At 67.7% G+C, this 16,464-nt stretch carries 14 protein-coding genes; 2 read left to right on the forward strand and 12 right to left on the reverse strand.

All coding sequences use genetic code 11. The annotated features are described in order from the left end of the window. Positions 1 to 27 precede the first annotated feature (27 nt). The 3 genes from WDLP6_RS18510 to guaD form a co-directional block, all read right to left on the reverse strand. Positions 28 to 306, reverse strand: a complete 279-nt coding sequence (locus WDLP6_RS18510) for a hypothetical protein (protein ID WP_162593530.1) — start codon at positions 304 to 306, stop codon at positions 28 to 30. A gap of 117 nt (positions 307 to 423) precedes the next feature. Then, complete coding sequence (gene dcd / locus WDLP6_RS18515; protein ID WP_162568628.1) at positions 424 to 990, reverse strand: dCTP deaminase; 567 nt, start codon at positions 988 to 990, stop codon at positions 424 to 426. Positions 991 to 1,054: 64 nt separating this feature from the next. Continuing rightward, a complete protein-coding gene (guaD, locus tag WDLP6_RS18520) occupies positions 1,055 to 2,344 on the reverse strand; it encodes a guanine deaminase (RefSeq protein WP_162595150.1) in 1,290 nt (429 codons plus the stop codon). A gap of 240 nt (positions 2,345 to 2,584) precedes the next feature. Between guaD and WDLP6_RS18525 the strand changes: the two genes are divergently transcribed. Together WDLP6_RS18525 and WDLP6_RS18530 are read left to right on the forward strand one after the other, a co-directional pair. Beyond that, positions 2,585 to 3,730, forward strand: coding sequence for a glycosyltransferase family 4 protein (locus WDLP6_RS18525; protein WP_162593531.1), 1,146 nt, complete (start codon positions 2,585 to 2,587; stop codon positions 3,728 to 3,730). Beyond that, the gene (locus WDLP6_RS18530) at positions 3,727 to 4,395 is read left to right on the forward strand and encodes an acyltransferase (protein WP_197910169.1); all 669 of its coding nucleotides are present in this window, start codon (positions 3,727 to 3,729) and stop codon (positions 4,393 to 4,395) included. The genes WDLP6_RS18525 and WDLP6_RS18530 overlap by 4 nt, the downstream gene beginning before the upstream one ends. 36 nt (positions 4,396 to 4,431) lie before the next feature. On the opposite strand, the gene WDLP6_RS18535 is transcribed toward WDLP6_RS18530, so the two are convergent. From WDLP6_RS18535 to xdhB, 9 genes are all read right to left on the reverse strand, one after another. Beyond that, a complete protein-coding gene (locus tag WDLP6_RS18535; protein ID WP_162593532.1) occupies positions 4,432 to 5,526 on the reverse strand; it encodes a BMP family ABC transporter substrate-binding protein in 1,095 nt (364 codons plus the stop codon). A gap of 103 nt (positions 5,527 to 5,629) precedes the next feature. Further along, the gene (locus WDLP6_RS18540; protein ID WP_162593533.1) at positions 5,630 to 6,670 is read right to left on the reverse strand and encodes an adenosine deaminase; all 1,041 of its coding nucleotides are present in this window, start codon (positions 6,668 to 6,670) and stop codon (positions 5,630 to 5,632) included. 62 nt (positions 6,671 to 6,732) lie between these two features. Further along, the gene (locus tag WDLP6_RS18545; protein WP_162593534.1) at positions 6,733 to 7,905 is read right to left on the reverse strand and encodes a BMP family ABC transporter substrate-binding protein; all 1,173 of its coding nucleotides are present in this window, start codon (positions 7,903 to 7,905) and stop codon (positions 6,733 to 6,735) included. A gap of 48 nt (positions 7,906 to 7,953) precedes the next feature. Then, positions 7,954 to 8,874, reverse strand: coding sequence for an ABC transporter permease (locus WDLP6_RS18550; RefSeq protein WP_162568632.1), 921 nt, complete (start codon positions 8,872 to 8,874; stop codon positions 7,954 to 7,956). A gap of 2 nt (positions 8,875 to 8,876) precedes the next feature. Beyond that, entirely contained in the window at positions 8,877 to 10,046 is a 1,170-nt protein-coding gene (locus WDLP6_RS18555) for an ABC transporter permease (RefSeq protein ID WP_162593535.1), read from the reverse strand. Further along, positions 10,039 to 11,583 carry an ABC transporter ATP-binding protein gene (locus WDLP6_RS18560; protein ID WP_162593536.1) on the reverse strand — a complete coding sequence of 515 codons (1,545 nt, stop codon included), beginning with the start codon at positions 11,581 to 11,583 and terminating at the stop codon, positions 10,039 to 10,041. Before WDLP6_RS18560 ends, WDLP6_RS18555 begins: the two co-directional genes overlap by 8 nt. Positions 11,584 to 11,664: 81 nt before the next feature. Beyond that, positions 11,665 to 12,963 carry an NCS2 family permease gene (locus WDLP6_RS18565; protein ID WP_162568635.1) on the reverse strand — a complete coding sequence of 433 codons (1,299 nt, stop codon included), beginning with the start codon at positions 12,961 to 12,963 and terminating at the stop codon, positions 11,665 to 11,667. Positions 12,964 to 13,006: 43 nt separating this feature from the next. Continuing rightward, positions 13,007 to 13,969, reverse strand: coding sequence for a LysR family transcriptional regulator (locus WDLP6_RS18570; RefSeq protein WP_162593537.1), 963 nt, complete (start codon positions 13,967 to 13,969; stop codon positions 13,007 to 13,009). Between the two features lie 64 nt (positions 13,970 to 14,033). Continuing rightward, positions 14,034 to 16,463: a xanthine dehydrogenase molybdopterin binding subunit gene (gene xdhB, locus WDLP6_RS18575; RefSeq protein ID WP_162593538.1), complete on the reverse strand. Its 2,430-nt coding sequence runs from the start codon at positions 16,461 to 16,463 to the stop codon at positions 14,034 to 14,036. Position 16,464 lies beyond the last annotated feature (1 nt).

Genomic DNA, 16,464 nt, shown 5'->3' on the forward strand with positions numbered 1-16,464 from the left:
CGCGGCCGTCGCATGGATGGTACGCGCTCAGCGCGCAACGACGTAGCCCACATGCATCACGCCGGCCGGCGCCACCGGGGTCGAGGGCACGGACGGCGCTTCGGTCTCGACGGCGGCGGTGGCAGCCGGCGCCTTCGACGCCGGCTGCGTCCGCGCGGCCTCGGCGTAGAAGGCCTGCGCCTTGCTCACCTGCGAGCGGGCGACCATCGCCATCGCCGCCATCTGGGCCAGCACGATGACCGCGAGGGTCGCGATCAGCAGCAGGCGGTAGGGGTGCGCCTCGCGCAGGGTCTGCAATATCGACATCGTGTCGCTCCTTGGCCGCACCTCGTGCACGGACTCGGAGCGATGGTGCCGGGCGGCGGCACGCGGCACAGGTGATGGCGGGCGCAAGGCGCTGTAGGACCGGGCCGGTGTGCGGCCTCAGGCTTTGGGCAAGGTCACCCCGCGTTGCCCTTGATATTTGCCGCCGCGGTCCTTGTAACTGGTCTCGCAGACCTCGTCGCTTTCGAAGAACAGCACCTGGGCGCAACCCTCGCCCGCATAGATCTTGGCCGGCAGCGGCGTGGTGTTGCTGAACTCCAGCGTGACGTAGCCTTCCCATTCGGGTTCGAAGGGCGTGACGTTGACGATGATGCCGCAGCGCGCATAGGTGCTTTTGCCCAGGCAGATGGTGAGCACGTTGCGCGGGATGCGGAAATACTCGACCGTGCGCGCCAGCGCGAAACTGTTGGGCGGGATGATGCAGAACTCGCCGTGCATGTCGACGAAGCTCTTCTCGTCGAAGTTCTTCGGGTCGACCACCGTGCTGTGGATGTTGGTGAAGACCTTGAACTCGGGCGCGCAGCGGATGTCGTAGCCGTAGCTCGAGGTGCCGTAGCTGATGATCCGGTGGCCGTCCCGTTCTCGGATCTGGCCCGGTTCGAAGGGCTCGATCATGCCGGTCTGCTCGGCCATGCGCCGGATCCACTTGTCGCTCTTGATGCTCATGCTGAGGTCCTTCCTGGGGCCGCTATTCTAGGCAGCGGCCCAGGTCCACCCCGTCCGGCCGCGCTCAGGCGTCGATGGCCTGGGAAATCACGGTGCGCTCGATCAGCCGGTCGTCCCCCAGCACGATCATCGAGAACAGCAGTTCCTCGAGGCTGTTCGCCAGCGAGGTCTTGCGCGCGAGCAGCGGCGTGGCCTTCGGGTCGATGACGATGAAATCCGCCTCGCAGCCCGGCTGCAGGTTGCCGACCACGCCATCGAGCCCCAGCGCGTGCGCCGCACCGGCGGTATGGCGCCACCAGAGCTGCGAGGGCGGGATGCTGATGCCCGGCTTGGTCTGGCCCTCGCGGCCCGCGTAGTAGGCGGCCAGCATGGTCGCGAAGGGGCAGAAGCTCGTGCCGCCGCCGACGTCGCTGGCCAGGCCATAGCGATAGCCGATGCGGTCGGCGCCCTCGAAGTCGAAGAAGCCGCTGCCGAGGAACAGGTTGCTGGTCGGGCTGACGGCCGTGGCGGTCTTCGTCTCGCGCATCAGCCGGCGGTCGTCATCGTCGAAGTGGATGCAGTGCGCGTAGACGGCGCGCTCGCGCATCAGGCCGAAGCCCGCATAGACGTCGAGGTAGGAACGCGCCCTGGGAAACAGCTCGCGTGCCCATTTCACCTCGTCCTTGTTCTCGGCGACGTGCGAATGGACCCAGGTGTCCGGGTACTTCGCGGCCAGTTCGCCGGCGCCGCGCAGCTGGGCATCGGTGCTGGTGGGCGCGAAACGCGGCGTGATGGCGTAGCCCAGCCGGTCCACGTTGTGCCATTGGCGGATCAGCGCCTCGGTGTCTGTCAGGCTACGTTCAGTGTCGTCGCGTACACCGTCCGGTGAATGCCGGTCCTGCAACACCTTCCCCGTGATCATGCGCAGCTGGCGCCGCTTGGCCGAGGCGAAGAAGGCCTGCACCGAGGCCGGATGCGAGGTCGCGAAGGTCAGCGAGGTGGTGACGCCGTTGCGCATCAGCTCGTCGAAGAACACCTCGGCCACCTCGGCCGCATGGGCCGGGTCGGCGAAGCGGCTCTCGGCCGGGAAGGTGTAGTTCTCGAGCCAGGGCAGGAGGCCGTCCGACGGCGCGCCGATGATGTCGGTCTGCGGGAAGTGGATGTGCATGTCCACGAAGCCCGGCGCCAGGATGCGGCCCGGCCAGTGGGTGACGGCCACGCCCGGATGACGGGCCGCAACCGTTGCGTACGCACCGGCGTCCTGCACGCGCTGGCGGCCGGCCGCGTCCGGTCCGACCACCAGCAGGCCGTCCTCGTCAAAGACCGGCCGGCCGGTATCGTCGAATCGCAGAAGTGAGGCACGGTACGCTTGCATGGACACGGAGGGTAAGCCAATCGGATCGTCACGCGATGCGCGCACGCGTATGGACTTTATATGGCCGGCACAGCTGCATGCAAAGAATTGCCGGAAGGCGGTCCTTGTGCACGCCTGCGCGCCGCCTGAAGCCCCGGACAATGGCATGCGCGCCGAATGCGGCCGCCCTCTCGAACATAATGCCGCCACCTTAGGAAACTCCATGAACCCACGCGACGCGGCGAGGAGCCTGCCCCAGCGATGAAAGTGCTCCTCATCGGCAACTATCTGCCGGACGGCCAGACCAGCATGCAGGCTTTCAAGCGAGTTCTCGAACGCGAACTGCCGCGCCTGGGCTGCGAACTGCGCGTGCTCACGCCGGCGCAGCACGCGTTGCGCGTGTCCCGTGCATCCCGGCTGTGGAAGTGGCTCGGCTATGTGGACAAGTTCGTCCTCTTCCGCCCGGCGCTCGCGGCGGCGCTGCGCTGGGCCGACGTGGTGCACATCTGCGACCACTCCAATGCCATGTACGTGCCCTGGGTGCAGCGCAAGGCCAACCTCGTCACCTGCCACGACGTCATCGCCGTGGAGGCTTCGCTGGGCATGGTCGAGGGCTGGCAGGTCGGCTGGAGCGGCAGGCTGTTCCAGCGGCTGATCGCCCGCGGGCTGGGCAAGGCCGAGCTGGTGGCCTGCGTCTCGCACCTGACGCAGCGCGCGCTGCTGGCGCTTCACATCGTCGATTCGCACAGGATCACGACGGTGCTGAACGGGCTCAACGATGATTTCACACCGGTCGCGCCCGACGAAGCCGCTCGCCTGATCGCCCGCTTCGGCCTCTCGCCACAGGACCGGTTCCTGATCCACGTCGGCATGGACCTGCCGCGCAAGAACCGCCGCACCGTGGTCCAGGCCTTCATCGCGCTTCAGCAGCGCGCCGCCGCCAGCGGCACGCCGGCCGTCGTTCAGCGGCTGCTCTTCGTCGGCCCGTCGCTGGAGCCTTCACTGGCCGAGCTGGTGCAGCAGCACGGCCTCGCCGATCGCATCGACACGGTGAAGAACGTCTCGCACGAAGAACTGCGCGCGCTCTACGCCAGTGCCACCGCATTGCTCTTTCCCTCGCTGCAGGAAGGCTTCGGCTGGCCGGTGATCGAGGCCCAGGCCTGCGGCTGCCCGGTCTTCACCTCCGACCTCGCGCCGATGAACGAGATCGGCGGCCCCGGCGCCGTCTACATCGACCCCAAGGACCCGGCGGCCATCGCCGAGGCGATCGAGCGCGCCGCGCCGCGGCTGCCCGAGATGCGCAGGCTGGGCCTGGAGAATGCGGCCGGCTACACGGCCGCGCAGATGGCATCGAACTACGTCGCGATCTACCGCCGCCTGGTCGACGCGCGCAAGGACGGCCGATGAAGATGAAGAGGCTGCTGGCGCTGGCCGTGGTGATCCTGCCCTGGACGCTCAAGCGCTGGGCCCTGCAGCGGTTCTGGGGCTATCAGCTCGCAGAGACGGCACGCATCGGGCTCTCCTATGTCTTCCCGGGCGAGCTGGTGATGGCCGAGCGTGCCTTCATCGGCCACTTCAATGTCGCGATCCACCTGGGCCGGCTGGAGTGCGGCGAACACTCGATCATCAACCGCTCGAACTGGATCACCGGCCACTCGCCGGACGGCGCCCACTTCACCCACCGGGCCGACCGCGATCCCACGCTGGTGGTCGGCGCGCACGCGGCCATCACCAAGTCGCACATCATCGACTGCACCGACCGCGTCGAGATCGGCGACTACACCACGCTCGCCGGCTACCACTCGCAGCTGATCACGCACGGCATCAACGTGGTCGACGGACGGCAGGACTGCAAGCCGATCCGCATCGGCGCCTATTGCCTCATCGGTACGCGCGTCACCGTGCTGGGCGGTGCCGCCCTGCCCGACCGCTGCGTGCTCGGTGCCGCCTCGGTGCTCAACAAGGCGCACACCGAGGAGCTCTCGCTCTACGCGGGACAGCCGGCCGTGCGCATCAGGGCGCTGTCGGCCGACAGCCGCTACTTCACGCGCGAGCGCGGCTTCGTGCACTGAGGGGGCCGCCGAGGCCGCGGCGCCGCAGCGCCCGGCTCAGCCCGCACGGCGTGCGATGCGCCCCTGCACGCCCTCGACCAGCCAGTTCATCTGCAGGATCTGCGCGTCGCTGAGCGCGCCGCCCTTCGGGATCACGACGTGTCCCTCGTTGTCGCGCACGTCCGTCACGGCGCGAAAGGGCTGCAGCCGCCCGGCGGCGATGTCCTGCTGGCGCGCCAGCACCTCCTGCTGCACCGCCTTCGGCACCTTCGGCCCGAAGTCGCCGACGCGGATCATCCCTTCCTTGACGCCACCCCAGACATCGCCGCTCTTCCAGGTGCCGTCGAGCACGGCGCGCGCGCGCTGCGTGTAGTAGCCGCCCCACTGGTGCGTGACGGCGATGATCTGCGCATCGGGCGCGACCTTGCGCATGTCCGAGTGATAGGCCACGGCCATCTTGCCGCGCTCCTGCGCCGCGGCCATCACCGCGGTCGAGCCGGTGTGGAAGGAGATCACGTCGACGCCCTGGTCGAACAGCGTCATGGCGGCATCGCGCTCCTTCGGTGGATCGAACCAGGCGTCCAGCCACACCACCTTGACCACCGCCTTCGGATCGACCGAGCGCATGCCGAGCGTGAAGGCATTGATGCCCTGCAGCACCTCGGGGATCGGAAAGCCCGCGACATAGCCCGCGACATGGGTCTTCGTCATGCGGCCCGCGGCGATGCCCGCAAGGTAGCGGCCTTCGTAATAGCGCGCATTGGCGGTCGCGACGTTGGGCGCGGTCTTGTAGCCGGTGATCGACTCGAACTTCACGTCGGGGAAATCGCGCGCCACCTTGAGCGTCGGCTCCATGTAGCCGAAGCTCGGCGTGAAGATCAGCTTGTTGCCCTGGCGGGCAAGATCGCGGATCACGCGCTCGGCGTCCGGCCCCTCGGGCACGTTCTCGACGTAGGTGGTCTTCACGCGGCCGGGCAGCGCGGCCTCGACGGCCTGACGGCCTTCCTCGTGCTGGCGCACCCAGCCGGCATCGGTGATGGGCGCGACATAGACGAAGCCGATCTTCAGCGGCGGGGCCGCCGGCGCGGACTGGGAAAAGGCGGATGAAATGCAACAAGCGGCCGCGAACGCGGCTGCGAGGTTTTTGTACATGGTGGTCCTCTACATGGCCCCTGAAATGAAAACAGGCGCTGCGGGGCAGCAGCGCCTGGGTGGCATTTTAACGGCCGGCGTGGCGAACGCCGATGCGGCCGATTCAGGTGAAAACTTCGAACACGTCGTTGAGCCGGTCGACATAGGCGCGCTTGGCGGCTGCCTCGGCGAAGCTGCCCTCGAAGCTGTTGGCCGCCAGTTGCCAGGCATGCTGCGCCGTGAGCCCGGTGGCGGCGAAGGTCTCGGTGAAATTCTGGTTCATGTAACCGCCGAAGTAGGCCGGGTCGTCCGAGTTGACGGTGGCGACCAGGCCGGCATCGAGCAAGGCCCGCAGGTTGTGCTGCGCGAGGTCGGGGAACACGCAGAGCTTGAGATTCGACAGCGGGCACACGGTGAGCGGAATGCGGTCCTGCGCGAGCCGCTTCATCAATGCCGCGTCGTGCACGCTCTGCACGCCGTGGTCGATGCGCTCGACCTTGAGCACGTCGAGCGCGCTCCACACATAGGCCGGCGGCCCTTCCTCGCCCGCATGCGCGACGAGGTGCAGGCCCAGTTCGCGGCAGCGCGCGAACACGCGCGCGAACTTCTCGGGCGGATGGCCGAGCTCGCTCGAATCGAGGCCGACGCCGATGAACTTGTCGCGAAACGGCAGCGCCTGTTCGAGCGTGGCGAAGGCGTCTTCCTCGCTCAGATGGCGCAGGAAGCACAGGATCAGCGCCGCATCGACACCCAGCCCGGCCTTGGCCTCGACGCAGGCGCGGTGCAGCCCGTCGATCACCGTCTGCATCGCGACGCCGCGCGCGGTGTGCGTCTGCGGGTCGAAGAACATCTCGGTGCGCAGCACCTGGTCGGCCGCGGCGCGTTCGAGATACGCCCAGGCCATGTCGTAGAAATCCTGCTCTTTCAGCAGCACGCTCGCGCCGGCGTAGTAGATGTCGAGAAAGCTCTGCAGGTTGGTGAAGGCATAGGCGCGGCGCAGATCCTCCACGCTCGCGTACGGAATCGCCACGCCATTGCGCTGCGCCAGCGCGAAGATCAGCTCGGGCTCCAGCGAGCCTTCGATGTGGATGTGCAGTTCGGCCTTGGGCATCGCGCGCAGCAGTGCGGGCAGGCGTTCGATCGCAACGGGTTTGACGGCGGTCATCGCGGGTTCTCCAGAATGAAAAAGGGCCGCCCGAAAGCGGCCCTCGAAGGATCAAGGAAAAATTACTTCTTGTCTCCGGGAACCGTACCTTCGACACCCTTGACGTAGAAGTTGATGCTGGTCAGGAACTTGTCGTCCGCCACCGCGTCCTTGGCGACCACTTCCTTGCCGTCCTGGCCGACGATCGGGCCCTTCCAGATCGAAAAAGTGCCATCCTTCAGGCCCTTCTTGACTTCGTCGACCTTGGCCTTGGCCTCAGCCGGCACGTCGTCGGCGATCGACACCAGGTCGATCGCGCCTTCCTTCACGCCCCACCAGCTCTGGCCCGTGGCCCACTTGCCGTCGAGCACGTCCTGCGTGGCCTTGATGTAGTACGGCGTCCAGTTGATCACGGCCGAGGCCAGGTGGGCCTTCGGGCCGTAGGCGGTCATGTCCGAATCCCAGCCGAAGGCGCGCTTGCCCTTTTCCTGGGCCGTCTTCAGCACGGCCGGCGAATCGGTGTTCTGGAACAGCACGTCGGCACCGCCGTTGATCAGCGCCGTGGCGGCCTCGGTCTCCTTCGGCGGGCTGAACCATTCGTTGACCCACACCACCTTGGTCGTGATCTTCGGATTGACCGACTGCGCACCCAGCGTGAAGCTGTTGATGTTGCGCAGCACCTCGGGGATCGGCACCGACCCGACGACGCCGAGCGTGTTGGTCTTGGTCATCGAACCCGCAACGATGCCGGCCATGTAAGCCCCCTCGTAGGTGCGGCTGTCGTAGGTACGCATGTTCTCGGCCGTCTTGTAGCCGGTGGCGTGCTCGAACTTCACGTCCTTGCTGTCGGCGGCGACCTTGAGCATCGGCTCCATGTAGCCGAAGGTGGTGCCGAAGATCAGCTTGTTGCCCTGGCTCACGAAGTCGCGGAACACGCGCTCGGCGTCGGCGCCCTCGGGCACGCTCTCGACGAAGGTGGTCTTGATCTTGTCGCCGAATTCCTTCTCGAGCGCCTTGCGCGCCTTGTCGTGCGCGAAGGACCAGCCGCCGTCGCCGACCGGGCCGACGTAGGCGAACGCGATGTTCAGCGGCGCGGCAGCGGGCGCAGGCGCTGCGGCGGCGGTCGGTGCCGGGGCGGCGGGCGCCGCGGCCGGTGCCGCCGCCTCGTCCTTCTTGCCGCAGCCCACGAGGGCGGCCGAGGCGACCGCCGTGAGGGCAGCCAGCTTGAGCAGGGAACGCTTGTTCAGATCAGTCATTGTCGAATCCTCGAAGGACAGGTTGCGGAGCACGAAAACGAAACGCGATTATGAGCCGGGGTAGAACGGTTTCCCTATCGACGCCGGCATGTTGATGCGGATGAACGCGGGGTTGCGGGAGATCAGCGCCAGCACCACGATCGGCGCGATGTAGGTCAGCATGCTCAGGAACTGGCTGGGCACGTTGATGCCGGTGCTCTGCAGGTAGAAGCCGAGCATCGAGACGCCGCCGAACAGGTAGGCGCCGAGCAGCACGCGGATCGGCCGCCAGGTCGCGAAGGTGGTGAGCGCCAGCGCGATCCAGCCGCGGCCGGCCACCATGCCTTCGACCCACAGCGGCGTGTAGACCGTCGACAGGTAGGCGCCCGCGAGCCCGCACAGCGCGCCGCCGGCGATCACCGCCATCAAGCGGATGCGCCGCACCGGGTAGCCCAGCGCATGCGCCGACTCGGGCGACTCGCCCACCGAGCGCAGCACCAGCCCGGCGCGCGTGCGGTACAGGAACCAGACCAGCCCGAAGGTCAGCGCCACCGCGAAATACACCATCGGATGGTGCCGGAACAGCGCCGGCCCGATGAGCGGGATGTCGCCCAGCACCGGCAGCGCATAGGACACGCTCTCGGGCAGCTTGGCCTGCACGAAGTTGATGCCCGCGAAGGCCGAGAAGCCGACGCCGAACAGGCTCAGCGCGAGCCCGGTCGCGTACTGGTTGGTGTTGAGCCAGATCACCAGCACGCCGAAGAAGGCCGCCAGCAGCGCGCCGGCCGCCATGCCGGCCAGAAAGCCGAGCCAGGTGCTGTGCGTGACGACCACGGTGGCGAAGCCGGCGATCGCGGCGCACAGCATGATGCCCTCGGCGCCGAGGTTGACGATGCCGGCCTTCTCGTTGATCAGGAGGCCCAGCGCCGCGATCGCCAGCACCGTGCCGGCGCTCAGCATCGAGCCGATGAGGAGTGCGTAGGATTCCATGATCAGACGGCTCCTTCGGTCGTGACTTGAGCTACGGGCACCGGTGCGGTGAGCGGCGTGCTGGCCTGCAGCGACGAAGTACCGGATGCCGCGGCCGCAGCCGGCAGCGCCTTGGGCTCCGCCTTGCGCTTGAGCCGATACACGATCAGCGTGTCGCAGGCCAGCAGCGTGAACAGCAGCAGCCCCTGGAACACGCCCGTCAGCGACTTCGGCAGCCCGAGCCGCGACTGCGCGAGTTCGCCGCCGATGTAGAACATGCTCATCAGGATCGCCGAGAAGATCATGCCCACCGGATGCAGCCGCCCGACGAAGGCGACGATGATCGCGGCAAAGCCGTAGCCCGCCGGCAGGTAGGGCGTGAGCTGGCCGATCGGGCCCGCGACTTCGAGCGCGCCCGCGAGGCCGGCCGCGCCGCCCGAAGTCAGCAGCGCGATCCACACCGCGCGCCGCGCCGAGAAGCCCGCATAGCGCGCCGCCGCCGGCGCGAGGCCGCCGACCTGCTGCGCGAAGCCGGCGCGCGTGCGGAACAGGAACACCCACAGCGCACCCGCGCCGCACAGCGCGATGATCAGCCCGATGCTCACGCGCGAGCCCTTCATGAGGCGCGGGATCTGCGTCACCGCCTCGAAGGTCTTGCTCTGCGGGAAGTTGTAGCCGTGCGGATCCTTCCACGGCCCGGCGACCATGTAGCCCAGCAGCAGGATCGCCACGTACACCAGCATCAGGCTCACCAGGATCTCGTTGGCATTGAACTTGTCGCGCAGGAAGGCGGTGATGCCGGCCCATACCATGCCGCCGAGGATGCCCGCGAACAGAATCGGGACCACGATCCAGGGGCCGGTGTTCTTGTCGGCCAGCAAGGCCACGCCGCCGGCCACGATGGCGCCGAACACGTACTGCCCTTCGGCACCGATGTTCCACACGTTGGCGCGAAAGCACACGGCCAGCCCGAGCGCGATGATCAGGAGCGGCGTCGCCTTGACCATCAGCTCGCCCAGCGCATAGCCGCTCTTGATCGGTTCCCAGAAGAAGACCAAGAGGCCCTTGACGGGATCCTTGCCGAGCAGCGCGAACAGCACCATGCCGATCACCACCGTGACCAGCAGCGCCAGGATCGGCGAGGCGTAGCTCCAGAAGCGCGACAGTTGCGGGCGGGGTTCGAGCTTAAGCATGGGCCACCTCCGTGTTCGTGTCGGCGCGGCGTGGCGACGAGGCGTCCCACAGGCCGCTCATCCATTCGCCGATCTGCGGCACCGTGGCCGCGGCGCGGTCGATGGACGGCGAGAGCCGGCCCTTGGCGATGACATAGAGGCGATCGCTGATCTCGAACAGCTCGTCGAGCTCCTCGCTCACCACCAGCACCGCGCAGCCGGCGTCACGCAGCGCGAGGATCTCGCCGCGGATCAGCGCCGCGGCGCCCACGTCCACGCCCCAGGTCGGCTGCGAGACGATGAAGATCTTCGGATTGGCATCGATCTCGCGGCCGACGATGAACTTCTGCAAATTGCCGCCCGACAGCGAACGCGCCGCCGCACCCGGACCGCCGGCCTTGACGTTGAAGCGCTGGATGATGCCGGCCGCATGCTGCTGCAGCGCACCGGTACGGATCCAGCCGCCCTTGCCCACCGCGTTGCTGCGCGTGAGCAGCATGTTGTGCGCCAGGCTCAGCGTCGGCACCGCGCCGCGGCCCAGCCGCTCCTCCGGCACGAAATGCACGCCGAGCGCGCGGCGCCGTCGCGGCCGCAGGCGCGCTGCCGGCTGGCCGAACACTTCGATCATCGCCGGCTCGGCGCGCGTGTCCTCGCCGGAGAGCGCATAGAGCAGTTCCTTCTGGCCATTGCCCGACACGCCCGCGATGCCCACCACCTCGCCGGCCTTGACCTCGAGCGAGATGCCGTCGAGGTCGACGCCGAACTGGTCCTCGCGCGCCAGCGCCAGCGCCTTGACGCGCAGCGCCACCGCGCCCGCGCGCACCGGCCGGTGCTGCAGCGGCGGCGGCTCGGCGCCGATCATCAGCCGCGACAGCGACTCGTTGGATTCGTTCTGCGGGTTGCACACGCCCGTCACCTTGCCGCCGCGCAGCACGGTGCAGGCGGTGCACAGCTCGCGGATCTCGTGCAGCTTGTGGCTGATGTAGAGGATGCTGCAGCCTTCGGAGGCGAGCTTCTTCAGCACCACGAAGAGCTTGACCACCGCTTGCGGCGTCAGCACCGAGGTCGGCTCGTCGAGGATCAGCAGCTTGGGATCGGTGAGCAGCGCGCGGATGATCTCGACGCGCTGCATCTCGCCGACCGACAGCGTGTGGACCGGGCGCGAGGGATCGATGTCCAGCCCGTACTCGCCGGCCTTGGCCGTGATGCGCCGCGCCACCTCGGCCAGCGCCAGGCTCTTGTCGAGCCCGAGCCAGACGTTCTCGGCCACGGTCAGCGTGTCGAACAGGCTGAAGTGCTGGAACACCATGCTGATGCCCAGCGCCCTCGCCTCCTGCGGGTTGCGGATGTTGGCCGGCTGGCCGTTGAACATCACGCTGCCTTCGTCCGGCTTGACCGAGCCGTAGATGATCTTCATCAGCGTGGATTTGCCGGCGCCGTTCTCGCCGAGCACCGCGTGGGTCTCGCCGGGACCGACGGTGAGCGATACGTCGCTGTTGGCGACCACCGCGGGATAGCGCTTGGTGATGTGCGCGAGCTGGAGTCTGTGGATTGTCATGCCTGTGCCTGGCCTGTGGGTTGTCGTGGAAGCCCTGAATCGCGCCCTGCGCGATCGCTGATTTTCGTCAATGTCCGACCACTATCCTCCGATATAGATGAACTTGAAGAGGAACACGCCGCCGATGAGCCAGACCATCCAGTGCGCCTCCTTGGCGCGGCCGGTGAACAGCTTCAGCACCGCGTAGGTGATGAAGCCGAAGGCCAGGCCATTGGCGATCGAGTAGGTGAAGGGCATGGTCAATGCGGTCACGGCGGCCGGAATCACTTCGGTGGTTTCGTCCCAGTCGAGCTCGGTCAATTCCCTAAGCATCAAACAGGCCACGAAGAAGAGCGCGGGCGCCGTCGCATAGGCCGGCACCGAGCCGGCCAGCGGCGAGATCACCAGCGAGGCGAGGAACAGGATCGCCACCGTGAGCGCGGTGAGGCCCGTGCGCCCACCCGCCTGCACGCCGGCAGCGCTCTCGACATAGGCCGTGGTGCTGGAGGTGCCGAGCAGCGAACCGGCGAAGATCGCGCCGCTGTCGGCCAGCAGCGCCTTGTTGAGCCGCTCCATCTTGCCCGGCACCAGGAGGCCGGCACGGCGGGCCACGCCCATCAGCGTGCCGGTGGCGTCGAACAGCTCGACCAGGAAGAACACCAGGATCACATTCAGGATGCCGCCGGACAGCGCCGCCTTGATGTCGAGCTGAAGGAAGGTCGGCGCGATCGAGGGCGGTGCCGAGAACACGCCGTTGAACTTGTTGCCGGCGAAGAAGAAGGACAGCACCGTGACGAGCACGATCCCGATCAGGATCGCGCCGCGCACCTTGAGCCGGTCGAGCACCACGATGACGAAGAAGCCGATCGTCGCCAGCACGACCTGCGGCGTGTGCAGGTCGCCGAGCGTCACGTAGGTCGCCTTCGACGGCGCCACGATGCCCGCGTTCTTGAGCGCAATGATGGCCAGGAAGAGCCCGATGCCGACCGTGATGGCGATGCGGATCGAATGCGGGATGCCGCGGATGATCAGCTCGCGCAGTCCGAACAGCGTGACCGCCAGGAACAGGCAGCCCGAGATGAACACCGCGCCGAGCGCGGCCTGCCAGGTGAAGCCCATCTGCAGCACCACCACGTAGGCGAAATAGGCGTTGAGCCCCATGCCCGGCGCGAGCGCGATCGGGTAGTTGGCGTAGAGCGCCATGATCGCCGTGCCGAGCGCCGCGATCAGGCAGGTGGCGACGAACACCGAGTCCTTCGGCATGCCCGCGTCGCCGAGGATCGACGGGTTGACGAAGATGATGTAGGCCATCGTCAGAAAGGTCGTGAGCCCCGCCAGCAGCTCCGTGCGCACCGTGGTGTCGTGCTCCTTGAGCTTGAACACCCGTTCCATCCAGTTCATCGCTTTGTCTCCGTTGTTATCCATGTCTCGATCCGCGGCGGCGCTAGGTGCTGTGGGCCGTCGCGGTGTTTGCGGGAGGCGGCCGCAGGGAGGCGGCCACCGACTTGATGCGGTCGCGCAGCCAGCGCGCCGAACTCGACGAATGCGTGCGCTCGTGCCAGAGCTGGTAGTACATGAGCCGCGGCAGCACGACCGGGCATTCGAGGATCTTCACGGGCAGGCGCGGGATGAAGCGCTCGCAGTACTGGCGCCCGGTCGTCAGCACCAGCAGGCTGGAGGCGACCATGTCGGGTATCAGCCCGAAGTGGGCGCAGCGCGCCGTGATGTTGCGCTGCATGTCCAGTTCGTCGAGCATCTGGTCGATGATCCCGCGCGCACCCGGGTGCGTGGGCGTCGGCGCGATGTGCTCGGCGCTGAGCCAGGTGTCGGCGTCCCAGCCGCGGCGCGCGGCCGGATGGTCCTTGTTGACCAGCGAGACGATCTCGTCGCCGAACAGGCGCGACATGTGCAGGTCTTCAGGGGGCTTGAGCCAGTTGCCGATCACCAGGTCGACGTGGCCGAGCGACAGGTGCGCGTGGTAGTCCGAATCGGGCGACAGCGGATGGATCTCGATGCCGCACAGCGGCGCGTTGCTCTTCACCTGCGACACCAGCGTCGGCAGGAACAGCGGGTCGAGGTAGTCGCTGGCGGCGATGCGGAAGGTGGTGACCGCGCTCTGCGGGTCGAAGCCGCGGGCGTCGGAGAACAGCACCTCGGCCGAGCGCAGGATGGCCGCGCTGGGCTCGATCATGCGCAGGCCGGCGTCGGTCGGCACCATGCCGGCACCCGAGCGCACCAGCAACGGATCGCCCGACAGCTCGCGCAGCCGCTTGAGGGCGGCCGAGACGGCGGGCTGGTACATGCCCAGCCGGATGGCGGCGCGCGAGACGCTGCGGTCGGTCAACACGGTATGAAGAATCCGGATGAGGTGTAAATCGATCTTGTCGAATAGCGCTTGATCACGCATGGCTGGCCGCCCGGTTGCTGATGTGCGGGCAGTTATACAGCGCTGCATTCACATGGAATGGCCTTCAGTTCGACAAGGAGGCCTGGACCGCCGTGATCGCACGCAGGATCGACTCGCTGGTGGCCGGCGCCTTCAGCGGCGGATCCACCTTGTGGTCGGCCGCGGCAGAGACCGCATCTCGGATGGCGAAGAAGACCGAGAACGGCAGCAGGAGCGGCGGCTCGCCGACGGCCTTGCTGCGGTGGATCGAGTCCTCGAAGTTCTGGCCTTCGAACAGCTGCACGTTGAAGACCGGCGGGCAGTCGTTGGCGGTCGGGATCTTGTAGGTGCTGGGTGCGTGCGTGGTCAGGAGGCCGGTCTTCGGATGCCAGACCAGCTCTTCGGTGGTGAGCCAGCCCATGCCCTGGATGAAAGCGCCCTCGACCTGGCCGATGTCGACCGCCGGGTTCAGCGACTTGCCGGCATCGTGCAGGATGTCGGCGCGCAGCAGCTTCCATTCGCCGGTGAGCGTGTCGACGACCACCTCGCTGACGGCGGCGCCGTAGGCGAAGTAGTAGAAGGGCCGGCCCTGCATCGTGTCCTTGTCCCAGCTCAGGCCGGGCGTGGCGTAGAAGCCGTCGGACCAGAGCTGCACGCGGTCGAGGTAGGCCTCGCCGACCAGCGTGGCGAAGGGCAGCGAGCGGCCGTTGACCTCGACCTTGTCGTTGACGAAGCGCACCGACGCGGCATCGCCGCCATGCCGGCTCGCGGCGCAGGCAGCCAGGCGCTCGCGCAGCTGGCGCGCGGCGTCCTGCGCGGCCTTGCCGTTGAGGTCGGCGCCGGTCGATGCGGCCGTGGCCGAGGTGTTGGCGACCTTCTGCGTGTCGGTGGCCGTGACGCGCACGCACTCGAAGCTCACGCCGAGCTCGTGCGCCACCACCTGCGCCACCTTGGTGTTGAGGCCCTGCCCCATCTCGGTGCCGCCATGGTTCACCAGGATCGAGCCGTCGGTGTAGATATGCACCAGCGCGCCGGCCTGGTTGAAATGCTTGACGTTGAAGGAGATGCCGAACTTGAGCGGCGCCAATGCGATGCCGCGCTTGAGCACCGTGCTCTTGGCGTTGAAGCCGGCGATCTCCTCGCGCCGCGCGCGGTAGTCGCTGCTGGCCTCGAGATCGTCCACCAGCTCGTGGATGATGTTGTCGGCCACCGTCTGGCCGTAGGGCGTGACGTTGCGCTCGTCCTTGCCGTAGAAGTTGGCGCGCCGCACGTCCAGCGGGTCGCGGCCCAGTTCGCGCGCCACGGTGTCGAGGATGTTCTCGATCGCGATCGCGCCCTGCGGTCCGCCGAAACCTCGGAAGGCCGTGTTGCTCTGCGTGTTGGTGCGGCCCGAGTAGCCGTGCATCGACACGTCGGGCAGCCAGTAGGCATTGTCGAAGTGGCACAGCGCGCGCGTCATCACCGGCCCCGAGAGATCCGCCGAATGCCCGGCGCGCGACACCATCGAGATCTCGGCGCCGAGGATGCGGCCCTCGTCGTCGTAGCCGACTTCGTACTCGTACCAGAAGCAGTGGCGGCGGCCGGTGATCATGAAGTCGTCGTCGCGGTCCAGCCTGAGCTTGACCGGGCGCTGCAGTTGACGCGCCGCGACCGAGGCCACGCAGGCGAACAGCGCCGACTGCGATTCCTTGCCGCCGAAGCCGCCGCCCATGCGCCGGCATTCGACATGCACTTCATTGGCATGCAGGTGCAGCGCATGCGCGATCAGGTGCTGCATCTCGCTGGGGTGCTGGGTCGAGCAGTAGACATGCATCGCGCCGCCCTCCTTCGGGATGGCGTAGCTGATCTGGCCTTCGAGGTAGAACTGCTCCTGGCCGCCGACGTCGAAGCTCGCCTTCAGGCGGCGCGGCGCCTTCGCGATCGCGTCCTGCGCGCTGGCCGCGTGCGTGTTGCGCGCGAGGTGCATCGGCGGCAGCACGTACTGGCCCTTGGCATGCGCGTCCTGCGGCGTGAGCACGGGCGGCGCGGCTTCGATGTCGAGCGCGGTCCTGGCGCGGGCCGCGGCGCGGCGCGCGGCGTCACGCGTCTCGGCGATCACCGCGAACACCGGCTGGCCGAGGTAGCGGATGTCGCCGCTGCACAGGATCGGGTCGTCATGGATGATCGAGCCGCAGTCGTTGCTGCCCGGGATGTCGGCCGCGGTGAGCACCGCCACCACGCCGGGCATCGCGCGGATGTCGTCGAGCTTCATGTCCTTGAGCCGGCCGTTGGCCGCCGGCGACAGGCCGAGCGCGCAATGCAGCGTGCCCGCGAGCTCGGGGATGTCGTCGATGTAGGTGGCCTCGCCGGCCACGTGCAGGTGCGCCGATTCGTGTGGCCGGCTGATGCCGACGCGCGCGCCGTTGTCGTGTGCCTTGGCCTCGGCGCGCGCATCGATGCGCGCGGCCGTGTTCTGGAGATAGTCGGCGAAGGCTTCCGCGGACTGGAACATGCGGGGGTCCAAAGGTTTGTTCATC

This window comes from Variovorax sp. PBL-E5, assembly GCF_901827185.1.
Lineage (GTDB): Bacteria > Pseudomonadota > Gammaproteobacteria > Burkholderiales > Burkholderiaceae_C > Variovorax.